General features: G+C 62.2%; 16 protein-coding genes. 7 read left to right on the forward strand and 9 right to left on the reverse strand.

Features of this window, described 5'->3' with window-relative positions; all coding sequences use genetic code 11:
- Positions 1–109: 109 nt before the first annotated feature.
- From BM041_RS26400 to BM041_RS26440, 9 genes are all read right to left on the reverse strand, one after another.
- A complete protein-coding gene (locus BM041_RS26400; RefSeq protein ID WP_092962910.1) occupies positions 110–1,027 on the reverse strand; it encodes a restriction endonuclease in 918 nt (305 codons plus the stop codon).
- Positions 1,024–3,699, reverse strand: coding sequence for a DEAD/DEAH box helicase (locus BM041_RS26405; RefSeq protein ID WP_092962911.1), 2,676 nt, complete (start codon positions 3,697–3,699; stop codon positions 1,024–1,026). Before BM041_RS26405 ends, BM041_RS26400 begins: the two co-directional genes overlap by 4 nt.
- Complete coding sequence (locus BM041_RS26410) at positions 3,696–5,366, reverse strand: site-specific DNA-methyltransferase (protein ID WP_245762279.1); 1,671 nt, start codon at positions 5,364–5,366, stop codon at positions 3,696–3,698. The genes BM041_RS26405 and BM041_RS26410 overlap by 4 nt, the downstream gene beginning before the upstream one ends.
- On the reverse strand, positions 5,363–7,162 hold the full coding sequence (locus BM041_RS26415) for an AIPR family protein (RefSeq protein ID WP_092962912.1): 1,800 nt from the start codon (positions 7,160–7,162) through the stop codon (positions 5,363–5,365). Before BM041_RS26415 ends, BM041_RS26410 begins: the two co-directional genes overlap by 4 nt.
- Positions 7,159–10,020, reverse strand: coding sequence for an SNF2-related protein (locus tag BM041_RS26420; RefSeq protein ID WP_092962913.1), 2,862 nt, complete (start codon positions 10,018–10,020; stop codon positions 7,159–7,161). The genes BM041_RS26415 and BM041_RS26420 overlap by 4 nt, the downstream gene beginning before the upstream one ends.
- Positions 10,010–10,261: a methylation-associated defense system helix-turn-helix domain-containing protein MAD1 gene (gene mads1 / locus BM041_RS32165; RefSeq protein WP_092962914.1), complete on the reverse strand. Its 252-nt coding sequence runs from the start codon at positions 10,259–10,261 to the stop codon at positions 10,010–10,012. Before mads1 ends, BM041_RS26420 begins: the two co-directional genes overlap by 11 nt.
- A gap of 90 nt (positions 10,262–10,351) precedes the next feature.
- Positions 10,352–10,732 carry a hypothetical protein gene (locus BM041_RS26430; RefSeq protein ID WP_092962915.1) on the reverse strand — a complete coding sequence of 127 codons (381 nt, stop codon included), beginning with the start codon at positions 10,730–10,732 and terminating at the stop codon, positions 10,352–10,354.
- Positions 10,729–12,081, reverse strand: a complete 1,353-nt coding sequence (locus tag BM041_RS26435) for a recombinase family protein (protein WP_092962916.1) — start codon at positions 12,079–12,081, stop codon at positions 10,729–10,731. Before BM041_RS26435 ends, BM041_RS26430 begins: the two co-directional genes overlap by 4 nt.
- On the reverse strand, positions 12,078–12,584 hold the full coding sequence (locus tag BM041_RS26440; RefSeq protein WP_092962917.1) for a DUF2924 domain-containing protein: 507 nt from the start codon (positions 12,582–12,584) through the stop codon (positions 12,078–12,080). Before BM041_RS26440 ends, BM041_RS26435 begins: the two co-directional genes overlap by 4 nt.
- 323 nt (positions 12,585–12,907) lie before the next feature.
- Between BM041_RS26440 and BM041_RS26445 the strand changes: the two genes are divergently transcribed.
- From BM041_RS26445 to BM041_RS26475, 7 genes are all read left to right on the forward strand, one after another.
- Positions 12,908–14,140, forward strand: a complete 1,233-nt coding sequence (locus BM041_RS26445) for a hypothetical protein (RefSeq protein ID WP_139226193.1) — start codon at positions 12,908–12,910, stop codon at positions 14,138–14,140.
- Complete coding sequence (locus BM041_RS26450; protein WP_217648852.1) at positions 14,124–15,050, forward strand: helix-turn-helix domain-containing protein; 927 nt, start codon at positions 14,124–14,126, stop codon at positions 15,048–15,050. The genes BM041_RS26445 and BM041_RS26450 overlap by 17 nt, the downstream gene beginning before the upstream one ends.
- Before the next feature lie 125 nt (positions 15,051–15,175).
- Positions 15,176–15,748, forward strand: coding sequence for a sigma factor (locus BM041_RS26455; protein WP_092962920.1), 573 nt, complete (start codon positions 15,176–15,178; stop codon positions 15,746–15,748).
- A gap of 33 nt (positions 15,749–15,781) precedes the next feature.
- The gene (locus BM041_RS26460; protein ID WP_092962921.1) at positions 15,782–16,138 is read left to right on the forward strand and encodes a hypothetical protein; all 357 of its coding nucleotides are present in this window, start codon (positions 15,782–15,784) and stop codon (positions 16,136–16,138) included.
- Positions 16,135–16,503: a hypothetical protein gene (locus tag BM041_RS26465; protein ID WP_092962922.1), complete on the forward strand. Its 369-nt coding sequence runs from the start codon at positions 16,135–16,137 to the stop codon at positions 16,501–16,503. Before BM041_RS26460 ends, BM041_RS26465 begins: the two co-directional genes overlap by 4 nt.
- Positions 16,500–17,402 (forward strand): ATP-binding protein, encoded by a 903-nt coding sequence (locus tag BM041_RS26470; protein ID WP_092962923.1) that lies wholly within the window; start codon positions 16,500–16,502, stop codon positions 17,400–17,402. Before BM041_RS26465 ends, BM041_RS26470 begins: the two co-directional genes overlap by 4 nt.
- A 16-nt stretch (positions 17,403–17,418) precedes the next feature.
- Positions 17,419–18,063, forward strand: a complete 645-nt coding sequence (locus BM041_RS26475) for a hypothetical protein (protein WP_092962924.1) — start codon at positions 17,419–17,421, stop codon at positions 18,061–18,063.
- Positions 18,064–18,073: the final 10 nt, after the last annotated feature.

Consider the following 18,073-nt stretch of genomic DNA (forward strand, 5'->3'; position numbering starts at 1 on the left):
AAAACCCAGGTAAAAGGCTGGTTTCAGCGCGGTCAGCATTGGCTGTGGTTCGAACCCCACTTGCCCGAAATCCGCAATTCGAGAGCGAACACCCGCTACGGCCAGTAGGTCACTCATCCTCCGAGAAAAAGTCCTCGTCGAGGCGCTTGAACTCAACGATTCGACTGATTCGCACCCCGACACCGTGCTCGACCATCAGTTCGGTCAAGCGCTTCCCGTTGATCAGCACCACACGCTGCGGGATCCTGGATACGAAGTCGATGGCCTGGGCCGAGAATGCGGAGGTAGTCACAAAGACCCCCTTCGAAGCGCCGAGGCCGACGAGGCTGCCGGTAAATGCTTGGATCTCCGGCCGGCCAATGGTGCTTCCCGGCGCGTGCCGCTTGGCCTGCACATAGACTCGATCCAGGCCGAGGACGTCCTCATTAATCACGCCATCGACCCCGCCGTCACCGGACTTGCCGAGCTGCTCCGCGGCATTCAGACGTGATCCCCCGTAGCCCATGGCCACCAGAAGTTCGACGATCAGCTGCTCAAAGAAGGCCGGGCTATTCTGCAGGATCCGCCCCAGGAGCTCATCGCGCAGTGCCGCCTGAAGGGCTTTATAGGCAGCGTCAACGACCTCTTCGGGCGTCGCGGCCGGCGGCTCCGCCTCCATGACCGGATCGGCGGCACCGGCCTCCTCCTCGCCGCGGTAGAAGTCGCGGAAGGCCGGGATTGCCAGAAGGTATTTCGTATTGAGCTCTGTCGGCGGGCTGGCGAGCACCCTTCGGCCCGCATCGGTAATCACGAAGCGGCCACGCTTTGGGCTTTCGAGCAGTCCTGCCTTGGTCAGATAAAACTTCGCCCAGTGCAGCCGGTTGTGGAGCACACGCTGCTTCCCGCTGGGCAGCATCTGCTCGCGTTCATCGTTGGTGAGCCCAAAGCGCACGGCAATGGCGTCGGAGGCTAGCGGAACAGACGACTCGCCGCTCGCGCCGATCTCGAGGACCGGGAGCATCAAGGACTGATAGTCGGGGATGCTCACTTGGCCCCTCCGAATTGCTGCAGAAGACCGACCAGAGTCATGTTCTCCGCCATCGCATCGTGAGGGATCAAGGCGTATCGCCATTGCTTGCCGCCGTAGGTCGCTGCGTGACTGCTCGCGTGCCGACACCATTCGAGCGCAGAATCGCGCTTTGCCAACACCTCCGGGCCAGTCATCTGATTTGAGGCCTTGGGTTCAAGCATCAGGATGCCGTCAGCCGTCTCGGCTACAAAGTCGGGCTGATACTCCTGAAGGTCGGTTCCGCTGCGGTAGAAGAGCTGAAACTGTCCCCGCGCTGGCTTGAACCACTTCTGCGCTTCGCGATCGAGAATGACCGCGAGCTTCCGCTCAGCATCCGACTGGAATTTCTGGGTGGGATACAGGCACTTCTGGAACCCGCCAAACAGGTATCGAGCCATGTTGGCCTTGTCCGCCGGGGCCTGCCGGAAATCGAGCGGAGCCTCTCCGGCCGTCGCCGTGTAGGCGCTCTTTCGCAACTCGGTGAAACCACGTGTGACAACGACCTCGTACTCGACCTCAGTGTCCTGCCAGAAGTGGTTCTGCATCTGTGCATGAACGAAGCGGGCGATCTCCTTCTGGTGGAGGCGCAAGATCTTGCGAACCCCATCGTCAGGATGGGTCGCCAACAGATGGTTCGCCACCTGGGACGCCAGGTCGTAAAGCAGATCAGCATGCTCGTCGTAGGCCACGTCATCGAAGTCGATCAGGCCGCTGACGACATAATCTTCCAATCGCTGCTCATCGACATTGCCGGCGCCGAGTCCGATACGATCGACTTGCCCCGTCCGCAAATGCGCAGCCCAAAGCGTTTCATTCGGAACTTCGTAGCGCATACGCGCCAGGTCGAGCGTGAAGTGATGGAAGCCGGACTTAACCTCACCCTTCGGCGTCACGAGAATGCGGGGAATGTCGATCGTCTGCTGGACGACGAGGTTGACGGTCTTGGCTACGATGGCTGTGAAATCGGGTTGCTTGGCAATCCCATCCAGCTCTAGCTGCGCAGGCCGATACTGGCTTTGCACCTCGCGTAGAACCGCCGCCTGCACGTCGGGCTGTTGTAGATGCGCGACGCTGGGCAACCGCGAGGGCTCGGCCTCCATCTTCCGGATTACGTCATAAGCAATCCGAGCAACTTGCTGTTCCTCATGAGTGAACTCGGCCGGCGCTTCCTCGAAGCCGGATAAACCGCTGGCCGGCGCATCTGACCTGAGACCGAGCTTTGCCTCGAGCTGAGGTCGCGACTCGACCGTGACGGTCTTCTGCTCCAACTCCCCTGCCGGGAGGATGACCTGCTGAAGGCGGATGGCCGAGTCCGGCTTACGCGCCTCGTCGACGATCTCCTGGAAGCGATCATGCGCGACGATGTTCAGGCGATCGACCGCGGTGACCCCTGTTCGCCGGCCGTAGGGAAGCCGCAGGCCGCGCCCAATCGATTGCTCGATGAGCGTGCGGGCATTGGCAGCGCGCAGCGGCACGATCGTATAGAGATTGGTGACGTCCCAGCCTTCCTTCAGCATGTTGACGTGGATGACGATCTCAGTTGGCTCGTCAGCACTCTCAACCTTCAGAAGCTTCTCGATCGTCTCCTCTTCCTTCACGCTGGAGTCGACCTGGATGACCTTGTCCGCATAGCGCCCCTCGAAGAAGGCGCTGGACTTGATCAGCGCCATCAACTCCGCGGCGTGTGTAATGTCGCGTGCGATCACGAGCACAAAGGGCTTGACGATTCGCTCGCCGACCTGCCGCGCGTAGGTTTCCAGTTCTACCTTGACGCTCTCGTGCAGACGCACGCCGTCTTCCAGCTTGATCTGCTGTAGCTGCTCGGGGGATTTGCCGGTTGCGACGAAGTTCTCGCGGGTAACGACCGCAGGCTCCTTCACAAAGCCGTCGGCCATGGCCCGGCTGAGTGGGTAGTCAAAGATCACGTTCTGGAATGGCGATGGCCCGCGCGTCGTCTCGACGAACGGGGTCGCCGTGAGCTCCAGCCCTATGACCGGCTTCAACTCGTTGATGGCACGCACGCCCGCCGTCGCCCGGTAGCGATGTGACTCATCCATGATCAGGACGAGATCCTTCTGCGCCGCGAGGTAGTCGAAATAGCTGTCCCCGATTTCCTCTTTAAAGCTGCGGATGCGCGGACTGCGGCCGCCACGGACCTCGGAGTTGATCTTGGAGATGTTAAAGATGTTGATGGTGACCGGAAACAGATTACCGCCGCTGGCGATTTGCCGCTCGAAATTGTCGCCCGTCGTGATGACGGGCGGCGAGATCGCGAATTCAGCGATACCCTTCAGCACGTATTTCGGCGTGTTAGGGGTAAAGTCAGCGATCAGTTTGTTGTAGATCGTCAGGTTCGGCGCAAGCACGAAGAAGTTGTTCAAGCCGTACGCCAGGTGCAGATAGGCGATGAACGCGCCCATGAGACGGGTCTTGCCGACGCCGGTCGCGAGCGCGAAGCACAGGCTAGGAAAGTCACGCTCGAAGTCTTTGACGCTCGGGAACTCTGATCGAATCGCGGCAAGGGCCGCCTCCAGATCGGCGCCCTTTTGCGGCGACACCAGTTCGGTGACACGATCCAGAATCTCGAGGGATTGCCGCTGCGGAGCGCGGAGGCTGAGACGACCGGCGATGGCGTTGACGTGCCGGTTCATTGGTCGTCCCCCGCGTGATCGAACAGGCCCGGCAGGGAGGCGGATCGGGAATGCGCCTTGTCGGCCACCTTGGGGGCGGGCGGTGCCTTGGGCAGGTTCTCCACATTGAGGCTGTAGTCGTCATGGCCCCACTCGCAACGCTCGCGGATGTGGTTCGGGATCTTCTTCACCGTAAGGTTGGACCAAGCAGACGTATTGCCGCGGAATGCCGCGCAGAGCACTAGCAAGCTGCGTCCCTCGCCGACCTCCTCGCTCAAGGCGTCGAGCTGATCCTTCGAAAGCGTCTGCGTCGTCACATAGATGAAGTCACGCTCGGTCGAGCAGCCATGCTGCCAATACACGCTGTCGCTCGGGGCATAGGTAAAGCCCTCGATCTTGCAAAGCGCCTCGGCCAGCATCTCGCCGTTGTAGGCCTTGCTGATAACTTCGCGGCCCCACTTGTCCTTTTCGAGGAGCGACGGCGCCAGTTTGAAAAAGCGGAAGCCGCCGCCGCCTTGCCATCCGGTCGCCTCGGTCACTCCGCCTCGGTCTTCCCCGTCGATTACCTTCTTCACGCGCGGTATAATATGCGTGTGGCAATGCTCCTCCAGCTCCACCATGATCCAACGACGGCCCATCTTTTGGGCCACCGCGCCGGTAGTGCCGGAGCCAGCAAAGGAGTCTAAGACGAGATCCCCAGGAACAGTAGAGATTTGCAATATTAGTTGAATAAGTTGCTCTGGCTTCGGCGTTGAGAATGGCTCAATTTCCGGTAGCAACTTGCGCAAGTGGTCTCTCTTTGCACTTTGGTTCGTGCCCGCATCCACCGCGGGCCACCAGGTCCGAGGCACGACACCTTGCTGCACTTCAGTCAGATAGCGCTTAATGACAGGCATGCTGTCACCTTTATTCCCAAAGTGCACTCGGCCTTCTGCGCGAGCAGCCTCGAAATTTTCCTTCGAAAAGCGCCAATAGTTTCCACTGGGTGGCGTCACAACGCGCCCGGAAGGGAGCGTGATGGGAAACCGCGCGCCCTCGGAACCGCTCTTCGCGGTGCCATTGTCACCCTGAAGCCAGCGCCCTCTTGGGTCGTTATCGGGATTGCGATACCTCGTTTCCTGCTCCAGGCTTCTAGGAAGAAGATTTCTGATTTTCCGCCAGATTTCCCGCTTCTTCGCATAGAGAAGAACATGGTCATGAGCAGAAGAAACATCTGTATCGCCGCGGCGGCCCTGATCTTTTTCCCACGCAAATGACGACACAAAATTGGTGCGACCGAAAATTTCGTCACACATCACCTTAAAATAATGAGCCTCGTTGTCATCCAGCGTCACCCATAGCGAACCCTCTTCGGACAACAATCTTCGAATGATCTCAAGACGATCGCGCATCAAGCCTAGCCAGATGGAGTGCTCCAGTCCGTCGTCATAGTGCTCGAACGCGCTACCCGTATTGTAAGGCGGGTCGATGAACACGCACTTGACCTTGCCCGCGAATTCCTGCTCTAGCGCCTTTAACGCGAGCAAATTGTCGCCGAAGATCAGCCTATTGTCGAAAATATCGTCGTCGCTTACTCGATGACTGGCGTGGTACGAATTTTTCGGATCCTCCAGCAGAATGCGTGGCTCCAGCCGCGGCCGGTTCTCCTTGCCCACCCAGGTTAGTTCGAGTTTTTGCTTCTTGATCATGTGATATTTCCGATCTGCGGCGCCTTTGCCGACAGATAGTCAAAAAGAGCTTTTTGAGGGTACGGATCTGTGGGGACCATTTTGGCCTGAAGGGGCGCAATCGCCGGATCGGCCGCGAGCCCATAATGAGTGATCATCGCGTCCCGGAGGATTGGCACTGCGTCTCCAAGGGTACGCAGCAGAGCTAGTGGTCCCTTGTAGGACGTTCGCCTGGAAACCTCGTCCCAGAGGCATTGACGCGCCTCGTCAAACGGTACCGAGAATTGAGCGTTCAGTTTGGCCTGGTTGATAATCGCCGCGCCGCTCAAGACCCTTTCCAGGCGCTTCGCGAGAACAAACCCCAAAGCGAAACTACCGTGTTTGTAGGTCAGTTTCTCGTAGCCAGCCCCCTTTGCGGCAGCCTCCCTCACCATACGGCCGTGGAGATATCGAGAAAAAAGAACCGCATTCACCAGCCGATAGGCGGTGAGTTCAATGGCAAAGAGTGCTTTGTAGGGTGCACTATCGACCAACAGAAGCTGGCCGGGCTCCTTCTTCAAATAGACAGGGAAGCGCGGGTCCGGTTGGATAATCGCAAGGGCCTGAGCAGCTTCCTCGATCCGAATCCGCTTTGGGTCAGCAGTGCCGTCGACCCCTTCCGGTTTATAGACGTAGTGATAGCCCAGAACCGCCAATTCACGTCGAAGTCGCTCTTGTTGGTCGTCGAGTGCAGCAAAATTCTGCGCAGATACGGGATTCTGAAGGTTTCGTGCTTTCGTAACACGCTTGCTGAACTCGGCATCGTGGTCCGCCTGGATAACGGTCGCGTGGACAAAGGCTGCTGATATTGACGCGCTGGGATTAGCTGCCACGAAGGCGGCAGACGATGCGACGGTCTGCGCCCCGTTAATGATCGACATTCCAGTCAGGCGAAGGCGCTTCCCGGCTTTTCGGCTATCTTTGGGATCAATTTTATCAGCCAGGATCGCCACGCCATTGTTAAGATGCTCGAATTGATCAGGCGTTGTTGCTAATGTGCTTTGGATTGCGATGTTCGCGTCAGTGTTTAGGCCAAGATGCTGTCTGATATTTTTTGCATAGAGCGCTTTGCCATGCATCTGGTGCAGCTTGACAAGATCGGAGACAGCAATGAATCCGATGTAGGTTTTACGAATATCACTTCGACATCCCGACGCTTGAAGTATTATATTCGCATCCACTCTCGGGTAAGCTTGTCTCTGTTGTAGCTGACCGACAATCTTGGCAGATTCGAAACTGATCACGGTCGGGGCGAATCGCTCCTCGCCGTGCGACGGATCATCGAGGAGTTGCTGAAGCGCCACATTTGCGTGGTGGCTTAGGCCTGCTCCGACATGCACAACAACTACCTCGATACGCGAGCAGTTTTCGATCGCATCCTCAATTGCGATATGCCTGGTAAGGACGTGATTGTTAAATCCGGCGAAATCTTGGGCAATTAATTTTCGAATCCCCTGCACAAAGGCGTTTGCCTCTTCCTGGCTGAACATCGCGCCAGATTTTAACTTGCCTTGTACGAGGTAGAGCGTCTCGCTGGGCGCGTGATAGTAGATTGCATCGACGCCGAAGTCGTCATAGTCGTCAACAACCGACTCCGCGGCCTCCTTCGGCGAAACATCGCATAGGGCGGATACGGCGAACGCAGCGAGCGCACGCGATAGATTCTTCACCTCATCTTGCTGGTGGCCTTTCGGCTGGAGCAGTGTCGGCAAGTGTGCGACGAAATCCGCACGAAGAACGGTTTCCAACAGCCCCCGCTGGGCATCGTTCAAGCTCATCCAATTCTCCAGCGGATGGTGAAGAGGGGCGCGACGTCGACCTTCTGTTCGAGCTTAGACTCGATTTGAGCGATCAGTCCCGCCCGCTGCCGGTCAATCTGGTCCTGTGCGTCGAAGAGCGAGCGCCGCTTTTGATTGCGCGTCGCTTCCAGCGTTTTGATCTGCTTCTGCCCAGCGAGCTTTTCTTCGAGAGTCAGGGCGGTCGTGGCAGCACGCCGAGCCTCCTTGATGAGCCTGTCGATTTCCTTGATCTCTCGCTCCAGCCCAACCTTTAGGTCGTCGGCCCAGCCATCGAGCTTATCGGCTTCGGCCTCGAAGAATCGTGCGTTTCGCTCCGACACGGCCCTCCTGATCAGCGCTCGGCTCTCGTTCAAGGACGTCTCAAGCTGGGTGACGGCGCGAGGGTCGGGAGTGACCTCGTGTACGCGCGTGCCATGAATTGTCAGGAGGCGATCACAGACTTCGCGGGTCAGCAAATCTCCCTCGTCGGTGACTCCTGACAGGAGGATGTGGTCCTCCGCCTCGTCGAGAGCTTCGACGGTCATCAGGGATGCAGCAAGCCAGCCAGCCCTGCCAATTAGCGGCTCTAGGATACTGATCTTGCCGGAATGATTGGTGTAGTCGAAACGGACCTCTGCCGGGCTGAGCGCCCGTGCCTTGGCGCGCGCGACAACGGCTTCACCGAGGGGATGATTGAGACGATAGGTGTGTGCCTCACCCGTCCGTCGCGGCAACTCATAGAGGCCGGGCGGAATCGCGGCTCCGTTCGCCCATTGAGGTCGCGCGAGCAAGGTGAAGGACGAACCGTTGTGGAACGTCGCCACCCCATCCAGCTCGTGCTGCGTCAGGCGCATCAACCACTGCTCATAGCGATCGAGGTAAACCCTCGCGTCCTCATCTCGGATGCGGAGCTTCTCCCGGACCTCATCATCGAATTTTTCGAGGAGCTTTTGCCGCGTCTGGCTCATCGCAGCATCGATTTCGAGACTCAGCTCTAGCTGCAGTTGGTCGAAGGCTGCCCGTATTTGTTCGGGTTGACGGCACTCCTGGTAGATGCCGGCAATTCTCTTCTCGAAATCGACACCGGACTCGATCGTACCCAAGATCTCGTCGCTTGCGCCGAATACCCCTTCAAAGAGGCGAAACTTCTCTGAGAGAAGCTGATAGACTCGCTGGTCCGCTTCGTTCTGGCGATTGATGAAGTTCACCACGACGACGTCGTGCTTCTGGCCATATCGATGGCACCGTCCGATGCGCTGTTCCACCCGTTGCGGATTCCAGGGCAAGTCATAGTTGACGACCAGCGAGCAGAATTGAAGGTTGATGCCCTCTGCACCCGCCTCGGTCGCGATCATGATCTGACCTTCCTCACGGAAGTAGTCGACGAGGGCAGACCGCATATCTGCGGTCCTCGATCCCGTGACACGATCCGATCCGGCATGTCGTTCAATCCAACGTGTGTAGATTTCACGCGAGAGTGGATCTGTGTTTGATCCATTGAACAGAACGAGACCGCTCGCATAAGGACTATGTGCGAGAGTTCTTTGGAGATATTCCTGGGTACGCCGTGACTCCGTAAAGATGATAGCCTTCTCGGCGCCGCCGAGTTCGCGCGCTTTTGCGAAGGCGACGTCCAGGGCCTTCAGCAGGGCCTTGCCCTTGGCGTTGTGCTCAATTGAGGTCGCCAGCTTCGCGAAGGATTCGAGATCTGCGATTTCGGCCTGGATTGCCTTCCGGTCGGCATCGGTCAGCGGTTCTTCATCCGCACCCTCGGGCCATTCATCGGCAGTCGCATCGAGAGCCTCGAAATCCTCGGAGAGCTCCTCCTCCAAGGGCGTTACAACCGGGTGGGCGTCGAGCTTCGCTTGCAGCCGCTTCGAGATCGATTTCAGTGCGCCAGCGATCGCAAACGTCGATGACGCCAGCAGCTTGCGAAGGACCAGCGTCATCAGCGCGCGCTGGCCCGCGGGCAGCGCCTGCAGATTGTCACGCTGCAGATAGTCGGAAACGAGTTGATAGAGACGATCTTCGCCGTCCCCGGGTGTAAACTCTTCGACCAGAGGCAGGCGGCGCGTATAGGGGATGTATGCCGTTACTTGGCGCCGAAGTGTCCGGTGGCAGATAGGCTTCAGACGCTCCTTCAGCGCCTCGAAGTTTCGTTTATCGCCCGGATTTGCGAACTGCTCTCGGAAACTCTTCACGTCACCAAAGGCGTGCTCGTCGATAAAACTGACAAGACCGTACAGTTCAAGCAACGAATTTTGGAGTGGCGTCGCAGTCAAGAGGAGTTTGTTCTTCTCAGCAAGCGCATTCTTGAGTGTGTTGGCAATAACGTTCGAAGGTTTGTAGACGTTCCTGAGCCGATGAGCCTCGTCGATCACGACAAGGTCCCACGGCACCCGTTGTACATCGGACGCCTTAGAGCGCGCGAACTGATATGAACATATCACGATAGCATTCTGGAATTCGAAAGGCTGGGGAAATCCATCTCGGATCGACTGGTTGTAGGATTTCGACTCCAAAATTACGCAAGGGAGAAGAAATTTTTCACTCAGTTCTTGATGCCACTGCTTGCGCAAATTTGACGGCACAATGACCAGGATACGACGCTTTCGCTCGGCCCATCGCTGAGAAATGACCAATCCGGCTTCAATCGTTTTCCCAAGACCAACTTCGTCGGCCAGCAACGCTCCCTTTGAAAGCGGGGATGCAAAAGCAAACAGCGCTGCATCGACCTGGTGGGGATTGAGATCGACCTGGGCGCTGGCCACTGCTCCTGCTAGGCGCTCCGAGCTATCGGGCGCGCACCGCTTCGTCAGCTCATGCGCAAGGTATTTTGCGTGAAAGTCAGTGATCATCCTGCCTCCCACGACCCCTCGTCATCCCTTCGGAAGGCTTGGGGGCATTCTGGATCGTGGAGGAGTTGAGGGCCACTTTCTGCGCCTCAATCCAGCGATCAAGATCAACCCGCTTGAATCGCCACTGCCCCCTTACCTTAAATGCCGGAATTTCCGACCGTTGAGCCATCGTATAGACGGTCTTGTCCGCCACTTTGAGGAACCCCGCTACTTCCGGCAGAGTCAGAATTTCATCAGACATCAGCCGCGCCTCGGGGTAAGGGTTGCCAAAGGATGCCAGATTCGGGCGGCCAACGCTAGCATGCGCTAGTATCTTAACCAGTCGGGCGCTTCAAAAACGGCGTCTCTGCTGCTCCCACTCCACCGGAAACGGCTCCATCAGCCCCGGCAGCGTCATCCCTTCGGACTGCCGCCCATCCAGGATCGCCTCAACGAGGCCCGGCGCCAGCAGCGTGAGCCGGAGGAGGCGCGAGACGTAGGAGGAGTTGATCTTCTCGGCTGCCGCCAGTTCGTTGATGGTGGCGAAGCGTCCCGCCTCCATCATCCGCCGCCACCGGAACGCCCGGGCCACCGCCTTCATCAACGTGGTGTCCCCAGCCGAGGCCCCCCGGTTCGTGGTACTGGCAGGCGCGATCATCAGCTTCCGCCCGCCCCGCGGCTTCCGGACCACCAGCGGCACCCGGACAGTCAGCATCTGCGCGGCGCCGGTCATGCCGCTGCCCTCGCCGCTTCGGCCGGCGGCGCCGCGAGGTCCCGCGCCAGGCTGGCCAGCCCCTCCAGCTTCAGCCGCACGTCGGCACCCCCAGGTCCGATGTCCACCCGGTCGACCAGGAGACGGATGATGCGCGCCTGCTCCGCAGGGAAGAGTTCCTCCCACAGCGGATCCAGCCGCTCCAGCGCCAGGCGCGCCTCGTCCTCCGTCATATCCGGCGCCGAGGCCCGCGCTGCGCGCCATGCGCCCAACACCACCTCCGGCTGGCGCAGCAGCCCCCGGACCTGCCCGATGACCGCGCCCTCAATCTCCGCAGCGGAAATACGCGCGATGGCCGGCCCGTCCGCGGCGCTGCCCTTCAACACGGACTGGCTGACATAGTAGCGGTACTGCTGGCCGCGGCGCCCCCGCGCGTGAGTGGGCGACATGGCGCGGCCATCGCTCCCGAAGATCAGCCCGCGCAGCAGCGAGGGTGTCTGGCAGCGCGTGCGGTTGGCGCGTGTCTTCGGACTGATCGCCAGCAAAGCGTGCGCCGCGTCCCACATGGCCTGTGGCACGATGGCAGCATGCTCGCCGGGGTGCGACTTCCCCTTGTGCGTCGCCTCGCCGAGAAAGGTCCGGTTGCTCAGCACCCGGTAGACGTCGCTCTTGGTGAAGGCGCGGCCGCGCTTCGTGGTGGCGCCCTCGGCGCGCAGCTTCTGCACCAGCTTCGTGCCGGATTCCGTTTCCACGAACCCCTCGAAGATGCGGCGCACCAGCGCCGCCTCGGCGTCGTTTACCACCAGCTTGCGATCGCGCGCGTCGTAGCCGAGAGGCACGAAGCCGCCCATCCAGATCCCGCGCGCGCGTGACGCCGCCACCTTGTCGCGGATGCGCTCGCCAATGACCTCCCGCTCGAACTGCGCGAAGCTGAGGAGGATGTTCAGCGTCAGCCGCCCCATGCTGGTGGTCGTGTTGAACGACTGCGTGACAGAGACAAAGGTCACGCTGTTCGCGTCGAACACCTCCACCAGCTTGGCGAAATCCATCAGTGCGCGCGACAGCCGGTCGATCTTGTAGACCACCACCACGTCGATGAGGCCGCGCTCAATGTCCGCCAGGAGCCGCCGCAGCGCCGGCCGTTCCAGCGTGCCGCCGGACACACCGCCATCGTCGTAGCGATCGCGGATCAGCACCCATCCCTCCGACCGCTGGCTGGTGATGTAAGCTTCGCAGGCCTCGCGCTGGGCATCGAGGGAGTTGAACTCCATGTCGAGCCCTTCCTCGCTCGACTTGCGCGTGTAAACCGCGGCGCGGATCTTCCTGACCGTGGCCGGCATCGCGGCGTCGGCGGCGGGTTTGCGCTTCATGCCGCGGCCCTCCGGTTCTTCAGGCCAAAGAACAGCCAACCATTCCAGCGCGTGCCGGTGATGGCGCGTGCGATGGAGGAGAGCGACTGGTAGGGACGGCCCTGATATTCGTAGCCGTCGTGCAGGACCGTCACGCTGTGCTCGACGCCTTGATACTCGCGGATGAGGCGCGTGCCGGTAATCGGCTTGTCGTCACCGCGGATGCGCCGCAGGACGGGGTTGCCGCCGTCAAGCTGCTCGCCCAGCGCCTCGAGGCGCTGGATGGTCTCGGGCTTCAGGCCGCCATAGGCCAGTTCCTGGATCCGGTAGGCCAGGCGGCTTTCTAGGAAGCGCCGGTTGTAGGGCGGCGGTTCGGCCGCGAAGAGCTCCCGCCACTGCTGCTTCAGGTCCGGCGTGTCGGCGATCTTCAGGGCCGCGAGCCGGCCCAGCACGTCGGCTGGTGGGATGGCGGGGATGGTTGGCACCGGCGGGGTGCCGGCTTTGGGTTTGGTAGCGCGTGTCATGCGGGTCTCCGGTTGGTCCGGTTCGCATGCAGGCGCTGGGGCGCCGAAAAGGGTAGTAACCGCTCTCCCTGGTCCGCCGCCTCGCGCGCAGCTTCCTCGGCAGCGCGGCTGCGCAGCCGCAGAAGGCCGGCGGCGAGGATGCCGCAGACCTCGCGGAGGTGCGGCGGGTGGTGGGGATTGGCCGCAGGGCGGAGGGGTTCGCTTGCCACCCCCACCATTTACCCAGGCACGCGGGAATCCGTCTCACCGAGTGCAGAATCGATTCGACAGGCGCACGCCTGGGTTGATAGAACGCATGGCGAACACATTGCGCGGAGTCCAGGTTGGCGAAGAATGTCAGGAACTTTGTAAATCGCGCATTCATGCGCACAGTAGATCTCGATCTGCTCCAGGAGCTTCTGGCGCCGTATGCCGCCGAACTGAAGTTCGATTGGACTACTCTACCAGCCGACGAGGCTGAGCGGAGAGATGCGCTCTTCATCCTGTTCAAGGATGGCGGCGAAGATTTTCCCGATGCGCTCCTGGATGCTTTGCATTGCATCCTGACCCTGTCCACTCCGAATGGCGCGCGTGCCCTGCAGGAGATTGCGGACGAGAAAGGGGTTGCGCTCGTCCCGGAGAGCGAACTCGCTGCGCCGGGCGACGGCAAGCATCTGACACCGCGGCATCTCGCGCTTCGGGCCTACCTTCGCCACCCCGGCATCTTTGAGCGCGCGGTTCACCGCCAGGCTTTCTTCGCCGCCTCTCCACTGCGTCTCGTGGGGGCCCGCCGCGGCGTCGTTGTGCTGAACGAGAATGCCGCGGCCCAGGGCGCCTTCAAGGCGGCATGCTCGGTATTCTTCGCAAAACGGTACCTGGGACGGATCTGCGATATCCACTGGTACCCCGAAGCGGGCCTCATCAACGTCCTGATCGAGCACGGCATGAACGCCGTGACCACCACCGTCGAGGAGGAAGGCGAGCAGAAGGTCAGAACCATCCGCGAGATGACGCTGGACGCCATCAGCTTTGATCCAAGGACAGGGCACATCAAGGTCAATGCGCGAAGCCTTGTCGAACGCCGCGAGCTGGTGCGGCTGTTCGCCACCCACCTTCTTGCCGATCCTGACTTCTTCGCCGGACCAGGCAGCGATCGGCTTTACACGCTTGCGCCCATTCGGTCTGGCGGTGCGCCGTGGAAATTTAAGAATGATTGGGACGAGGACCTGAAGGAGGTCTTTGTAAAGCAGGTCGATGTCGACGAGGCAGAGGAGGGACATACCGGGCGCGGCGGCTCGCCGTGGTCGCTCAGCATGCGCGACACGGAGAATGCGCTGGCGCGGCTCTATGAGATGGTGCCAGACATCGATCTTGGCGTGCTGCGGATCGAGACAATCAAGCTGTTGCTCCGCTTCGAGGTCGATGGCCGGAAGCGCGATGTCCTCGTGACCATTCGCCCGAATAATGTGGCCAGCTTCCGCGACCACATGTTTGAGGCACGTATCTTCCAGCATCTGCGCGAGAACGGCTTTGTCCAGTCACCTCCAGCTCTCCCGGCTGTTGCTTCGGCAGCTTGACCGGCATCCGATCCGTGCCCTGCCGGAAGCCGAACTAGCGCCGTTTGGAGACGCGTTCACGGCCTTTCGGCAGGCGGGCATGCTGCGGTATCGGCGGCCAGAAGATGACCTCGATCTCTGCCGTACCGGCTTCGGCGACAACGGCGAACTCGTTATCGAAGGTATCACCTCGGGTGGGCATCGCTGGCTCGACATCGACTTTGGCGTAGTGGGTGCTCAGATGCGTCGCGCCACAGGCTTGGTAGGCCCGCCACTCGAGAGGCTCTCCAACCGCGTCCTTCACCTCGGTCGCCCGCCTGGCGACGTCCATCGCAGGGCCTTCTATCTCGTTCGGCTTTTTGGCAACGCCAATGCCCTAGACATAGCCCTGGCGTTGAAGGGGCGAAGCAGCGGGATACGGCCGGTCATTGTGACACCTGTGGCGCGCGATCTAGCACTCGATGTTGGCCGACGGCTGGAGTTGGAAGGAATCCCGGTCGTCGCCGCGATAGGGCTGCTGGACGAAGAGGCCGTCGTGCCTTTGGCCTTGCGCTTGGCGGGCGCGGGAATTCCAGAGCAGCGCCCGCCTGATGCCCTCGAGATCGACGAGCACGCGGGCACGGCACTCTTCCATCGCAAGGCGCTTGACCTGGAACCGCGGCATTTCCGTGTGCTCATTGCCCTGGCGCGCGAGGCAAGCACCGACCGCGGAATCGTGCCGGCTGACGCACTCCTTGAGGAACTCGCCAAGAGCAAGGATCAAGACCGGCAGCCACAGCAGGAGCAGGTCGCGGTGTCGATCAGCCGCATTCGCGCAGCCCTCCGTACCGCTGCGGGTACCTCCGCGGACAGCGAAGGGCAGATGGTTCGCAATGACCGGCAGGGCGGCTACGCGCTGACGATCGAGAAGCGCAGGGTATTCGTCGACTGAGCATTCGCTGCCCCCGCCAGCTTGGCCGATAGACTACCGATAGGAACCGATAGACTGCCGAAAGGCCAGGACGCGCGCCGTCCACGAGGCTGTCCCCATCGCCACCCGATGGACAGGACCAGCCGATGCCCTTCACCCCCACCCGCCCCGAAACCAATGCCCTGCAGCGTAGCGCCGACCGTGTCGCCCTGCGCATCATCCGCACCTGCCGGATCCCCCGCCATGAGCAAGAAGATCTCCGCCAGGATCTGCTGACGGACCTCTTTGCCCGGCTGAAGGGCTTCGATCCGGCTCGCGGCGACCTCGGCGCCTTCGCCGCCGCCTGCTTCGACCACCGCGCCATCCGCCTCACCGAGCGCATCCTGCGCGGCCGCGCCACCATGGCGCCGATCTCGCTGGATGACCCGCAGCCCGGCGGCCAGGGCCTGACCATCGGCGACAGCGTCGCCGAGGCGGACGGCTATGGCGCCTGGCTTGGCCAACCGACCGACGCCTTCGCGGCGGTGGAGCGCCGCATCGATCTCGATCGCGCGCTGGGCACGCTGCCGGCCGAGACCCTCCCCCTCTGCGCCGAATTGACCGAGCGCTCTCCGCACGAACTGGCCAAGGCCAGCCCGACATCGCGCGCCACCCTTTACCGCCACCTGCGCGAGCTGCGGCTCCGCCTGCTCGTCGCCGGCATCCCGGCGGCGGCGTGAGACGGATTTGCGGGAGGCTGGGTAATACTCAACATGGACAGCACGATCATTGGCTTCCGCATCGCGGAGCCGCCGCTCACCGAGACGATGTTCTGCACCTGGTACGGCTCCGCCGTGCCTGGTGACCGCATCGTCTATCACCGCGGCTTCCTGGCGGTCGACGCCTCGCCGCTCACCTCGACGGTGCCGGATGCCGAGCGTCGCGCCCTGCTGCGCGTCGCCGAACGCGCCCTGCAGTTGGCCGAGGACGGGCTGGTGCACCTCGTCCAGCGCCGCATGGGCGAAAGCGACTTCACCTACCTCGCCATCGCCCGGCCCCGCGCGCGCAGCCGCGCCGGCACGCTGGCCTCGGTCCTGGCGGCGGCCAAGCCGACGAGCGTCGCCGCGTGACGGCTTCCGTGACCCACGCGGGCACCGCGCCCAGCACCCACCCCACCGCCCACAACCAGGAGAACGGCATGACGCCGCGGACCCCGCTGGACCATCTGCGTGAGAAGCTTTGGCTCAAGATGCTGCCAGACATCATCGAGGTGCCGACCGGCCCGGGCGGCAGCCCGGTCATCACCAAGCCGGTCGCGCAGGCAACGGTGGACGACGTGGCCTTCGCCGCCGAGGCGCTGTTCCGCCAGTCGGTCGCGCTGCATCGCAAGGCCGACGCACTGCGGCAGATCCACGACCTGGCGCGCCGCGCCGGTGCCGTCGGTGCCGTCAACGCGACGGCCGCCGCCGCCCGTATGGTGGATGTCGCCGAATGAGCGCGCCCTTCACGCAGCCGCCGGGGCGCGGCTTCCGGATCATCACCGCCGACGAGCGGCAGGCCGAGCCGCGTGGCGTCAAGGCCTGCATCTTCGGGGGCAGCGGCCAAGGCAAGACCAGTCTGCTCTGGACCCTGCTCGCCAGCACCACGCTGTTCATGGACCTGGAGGCCGGCGACCTCGCGGTCGAGGGCTGGGGCGGCGATACGATCCGCCCGCGCACCTGGCAGGAATGCCGTGACTTCGCTGCCTTCATCGGCGGCCCGAACCCGGCGCTGCGTGATGACCAGCCCTATTCCCCGGCGCATTACGCCGCCGTCTGCGAGCAGTTCGGCGATCCCGCCCTGCTCACCCGCTACGAGACGGTGTTCATCGACAGCATCACCGTCGCGGGCCGCCTCTGCTTCCAGTGGTGCCGCGGCCAGCCCGAGGCCTTCGCCGAGAAAACAGGCAAGCCCGACATCCGCGGCGCCTACGGTCTGCACGGGCGCGAGATGATCGCCTGGCTGACGCATCTGCAGCACACGCGCGGCAAGAACATCATCTTCGTCGGGATCCTCGACGAGAAGCTCGACGACTTCAATCGCAAGGTCTTCGTGCCCCAGATCGACGGCAGCAAGACCGGCCTCGAGCTGCCCGGCATCGTCGATGAGGTGCTCACGCTGGCGGCGATCAAGGATGAAGCCGGCGCGCTCCGCCGCGCGCTGATCTGCCAGACGCTGAATCCCTGGGGCTATCCCGCGAAGGATCGCAGCGGCCGGCTCGACCTGGTCGAGGAGCCGCATCTCGGCCGGCTGTTCGAGAAGATCCGCGGCCCTGCGCGCCCCGTCGCTGAACGTCTCGCACTGCCTCCGCCGCCGCTCGCGCTGGCCGCACCCTCCGACACCCCGAACACCTGATCCGAGGAGATCCCGCATGGCTTCCTGGAATGACTACAACGACGCCTCGCAGAACCCGAACCTGATTCCCAAGGGCACCATCGCGAAGGTGCGCCTGACGATCCGCCCCGGCGGCTTCGACGATCCGAGCCAAGGCTGGACGGGCGGCTACGCCACGCGCGGCAGCACCGGCGCCGTCTATCTGAACGGCGAGTTCACCGTGCTGGAGGGCCCCTACGCGAAGCGGAAGATCTTCACGCTGGTCGGCCTCTACAGCCCGAAAGGCCCGGACTGGGGGAATATGGGCCGCAGCTTTGTGCGCGGCATGCTGAACTCCGCCCGCGGGATCTCCGATAAGGACGCCTCGCCGCAGGCCCAGGCCGCGCGCCGCATTGGCGGCTTCGCGGACCTCGAGGGGCTGGAGTTCCTCGCCAAGATCGATACCGGCACTGACGCCAACGGCGAGCCGAAGAACGAAATCCGCATGGCGGTCACGCCGGACCACCGGGCCTATGCCACGGCGATGGGGCCGCACGCGGGCGCGCCCGGGCCCGCCTACGCGCCGCCGGCGCAGACCTATGCTCCGCCGCCCGCGGCCCCGACGCAGGGCGCCTTCCCTGCCGCCGTGCCGCGCACCCCGCCGGCGGCTGGAGCCGACAATCGCCCCGCCTGGGCGCGCTGAGGGAGGGCCG

Source organism: Falsiroseomonas stagni DSM 19981, from assembly GCF_900114315.1.
GTDB classification, from domain to species: domain Bacteria; phylum Pseudomonadota; class Alphaproteobacteria; order Acetobacterales; family Acetobacteraceae; genus Falsiroseomonas; species Falsiroseomonas stagni.